Source organism: Corallococcus aberystwythensis, assembly GCF_003612165.1.
Lineage (GTDB): Bacteria > Myxococcota > Myxococcia > Myxococcales > Myxococcaceae > Corallococcus > Corallococcus aberystwythensis.
In genome coordinates, this window is record NZ_RAWK01000467.1 from 1 (window position 1) to 3,548 (window position 3,548).

3 protein-coding genes are annotated in these 3,548 nt (G+C 70.9%); 2 read left to right on the forward strand and 1 reads right to left on the reverse strand.

Annotated features, from left to right (window positions below; translation table 11 throughout):
- The first annotated feature begins 177 nt into the window (after nt 1-177).
- Nucleotides 178-543 (forward strand): VOC family protein, encoded by a 366-nt coding sequence (locus tag D7W81_RS40380; protein WP_120560632.1) that lies wholly within the window; start codon nt 178-180, stop codon nt 541-543.
- Nucleotides 544-723: 180 nt separating this feature from the next.
- Nucleotides 724-2,301, forward strand: a complete 1,578-nt coding sequence (locus tag D7W81_RS40385) for a response regulator (RefSeq protein ID WP_120560633.1) — start codon at nt 724-726, stop codon at nt 2,299-2,301.
- A gap of 4 nt (nt 2,302-2,305) precedes the next feature.
- Here D7W81_RS40385 and D7W81_RS40390 read toward each other — a convergent pair whose 3' ends face one another.
- Nucleotides 2,306-3,481 carry an acyltransferase family protein gene (locus D7W81_RS40390; protein WP_120560634.1) on the reverse strand — a complete coding sequence of 392 codons (1,176 nt, stop codon included), beginning with the start codon at nt 3,479-3,481 and terminating at the stop codon, nt 2,306-2,308.
- Between the last annotated feature and the right edge of the window lie 67 nt (nt 3,482-3,548).

A 3,548-nucleotide genomic window follows, 5' to 3' on the forward strand; every position in this document is an offset into this window, starting at 1 on the left:
GAGTGGGCGCTGGCGGCGGGGTATTACGACCAGGCGCACCAGGTGCGGGAATTCCGGGCGCTGACGGGGCTGACGCCGGGGGCGTACGTGCGCGAGCAGGCGGAAGTCGGATTCGTCCAATCGCAGCAGGGGGCGGGTGCGTAAGGTGGGGGTGTTCCCATTTGGAGGAGGCACGCCATGTCCACCGCACCGCAGCAGGCCGAGCAGCACCATCGCATCGACTACATCGAGCTTCCCGTGAAGGACATCGCGGAGGCGAAGCGCTTCTACGGCGCCGTGTTCGGCTGGAAGTTCGAGGACTACGGCCCGGACTACACGAGCTTCATGGACGGAAGGCTGAACGGAGGCTTCGACAAGGAGCGCGAGGTGTCGAAGGGGGGCGCGTTGCTGGTGCTCTATTCGAAGGACCTGGACGCGACGTTGGCGAAGGTGCGCGAAGCCGGAGGGCGCATCGTGAAGGACACGTTCAGCTTCCCCGGAGGCAAGCGCTTCCACTTCGCCGACCCCACGGGCAACGAGCTGGCGGTGTGGACGGAGCCTTGAGGCGCTGAAGGGAGGACCGTCTCCCCGCCTGGTCACCGGGCGGGCTGTCACGGTTCCAACACTCGCCGTCCGCGTTGGTCTCGCGGTGCGCATGGGGGCAGGAGGCGGGCTGATCCCGGTTCGCGTGCGTCCCTGTCGCGCGCTAGAAATCGGTCCGGCTCCTCTCAGGGAACGTCGCCCGTGCTCGCTACCATCAAAGCCACTGTCCTCCACGTCAACGACACGCCCGCGAGCCTCTACCTGGGCACCTTCTCGCTGCGTCAGGCGGGCTACCACGTACTGGAGGCGGTCACTGGCGGTGAAGCGCTGCGCATCGCCCTGGACGCGATTCCCGACCTCGTCGTGCTCGACGTGAAGCTCCCTGACATGAGCGGCTACGACGTGTGCCGGCTCCTGAAGGAGGATCCGCGCACGCGCGAAGTCGCCATCATCCACACCTCCGCCACGTTCATCACCGCGGAGAAGAAGGTCACGGGCCTGCGCGCCGGCGCGGACGTCTACCTCACCCAGCCCTTCGACCCCGAAGAGCTCATCGCCACCGTCAACAGCGTGCTGCGCCTGCGACGCGTGGAGCGCGAGGCCCTGGCGAACGCCGCCCGCCTGGAGGAGGCCGACCGCAAGAAGAACGAGTTCCTCGCCATGCTCGCCCACGAGCTGCGCAACCCGCTGGCCGCCATCTCCGTCGCGGTGCAGATGCTCGGGCAGAAGGACTCGAACGGTCTGTCCGAAGCCGACGCGCGCCGCCGGGACGTCATCGAGCGGCAGGTGAGCCACCTGCGCCACCTCGTGGACGACCTGCTCGACGTCAGCCGCATCACCCGCGGCAAGTACGCCCTGCGCCGCAACCCGCTGGACCTCAACACCGTGCTGCAGCACTCGCTCGCCGCCGCGCGGCCCGTGATGGAGGAGCGGGGGCTCGTGCTGCGCCAGGCCCTCTCCGCCGAGCCCTGCTGGGTGGACGGCGACCGGACGCGCCTGGAGCAGGTCTTCACCAACCTGCTCGACAACGCCTCCAAGTACTCACCCCAGGGCGGCATCGTCACCGTGGGCGCCCATCTGTCCGAGGACTCCCGCGTGCGCGTCTCCGTGCAGGACACGGGCATCGGCCTGCGGCCGGAGGACCAGGGGCGCATCTTCGAGCTCTTCGCGCAGCTGGACGCGGGGCTCGCGCGCAGCCGGGGCGGGCTGGGCATTGGCCTGACCCTGGTGCGCAACCTGGTGGAGGAGCACGGCGGCCAGGTGGAGGTCTTCAGCGAGGGGCCGGGCCAGGGCAGCACCTTCACCATCACGCTGCCGTTGCTCACGGACACCGTGCGGCCCAAGGCCATCGTGGAGCGCATCGAGTCCCGCCGGGGCGAGTGGCGCATCCTCCTGGTCGACGACAACCCCGACGCGCGTGAAGGCCTGAGCGAGATGCTCCAGATGTGGGGCCACACCGTCGCGGTCGCCGCGGACGGCCCGGAGGCGCTCGCCATGGCGACCCCCGGCGCCTACGACGTCATCATCCTGGACATCGGCCTGCCGGGCCTGGACGGCTATCAGGTGGCGCAGCAGCTGCGGGCGCGCGTGGAGTCGGACGCGCACCTCATCGCGCTGACGGGCTATGGAGCGCCGGAGGACCGGGCCCGCAGCGAGGACGCGGGCTTCGACCTGCACCTGGTCAAGCCCGTGGAGCTGGTGGAGATCGGCCGCATCCTCGCGCAGCTGGGACCCGTGAAGCGCGGCGCGCACCGCCCGCTCCAGGCGAAGAGCGCGTAGGCCTTCACCCCCGGGGCTGGAGGCCCGGCGTGGGCTGCTCCGCGCGGCGCGTCCACCGGTCGCGGATCCATCCCCGGGCGGGCTTCTCCACGCGCTCGTACGCGAGCACGCTCAGGCACACCGAGCCCACCACGAACGCCGCCACCGCCCAGGCGGACGTGGGCGCCTCGCCCAGCCGCTTGAGCACGGACTTCCAGGCGAACAGCACCGGCATGTGCAGGAGGAAGAGCGCGTAGCTCGCCTTCCCCAGCAGGAGCAGCGGCCGTGAGGCCAGCACCCACGCCACGGGCCCCTGGCTCCACGACACCAGGAGGATCAACGCCGCGAACACCGGCGCCAAGAGCCCGTTGTGCAGCAGCGGGAAGGGCAGCGACGGGCTCCCCATCAGCGCCGCGATGACCCCTCCGCCCACCACCGCCAGCGCCACCGGATGCGAGCGCGGCGCCGCCGTGGCCCGCAGCACGAAGAAGCGCGCCGCGAGGATGCCCAGGATGAACTCCGGCAGCCGCGCCAGCGGATTGAACCGCAGCGCCAGCATCCACGGCCCGGAGTTGTACGCGGACGCCGTGCCCCCGGTGCCGTCCGGATCCACCACCATGTAGAGCGCCGGGAGCACCAGCGCGGCGCCGTACGCCACCGCCGCGCCCACCGCGAGCGCCCGGCTCCCCAGCCGGTTCAGCCGTCCCGCCAGGAAGGGGAAGGCCGCGTAGAAGACCGCCTCCACCGCCAGCGACCAGCCCGCGCCGTTCCACGCCATCGCCGTCCACGGCGTCCAGCTCTGGACCAGCAGCGGCGTGACCACCAGCGCCTGCGCATGCCGCAAGCCCTCCGAGGGGTTCACCGCCCACGCATCGCGCAGGGCCTTGAAGTACGCGGGCGCGGCGAACACCAGGCCCAGCGCGTAGATGGGATAGATGCGCGCGAAGCGGGCCACCCAGAACGCCTTGCGCGCCTCACGCGTGTCCGGCGGCCGCTCCAGGTAGTTGTACCCAAGGATGAACCCGGACAGGACGAAGAAGAAGCTGACGCCCACGTACCCGCTGTCGAGCAGCCCGTGCAGCCCCGGCGGGGCCTCCGTGCCGGTGAAGACCAGGTGATACACGTGGTAGGCGACGACGTGCGCGGCCGCGAGGAATCGCAGCCCGGTGAGTGCATCCAGTTGCTGCCGGGAAGAGGCCATGGGGGCCAGAAGTCTCGCAGCCCCCCGCGCGCTCCTCAATTGGACCCGGCCCCGCCCGCCCGGCCGC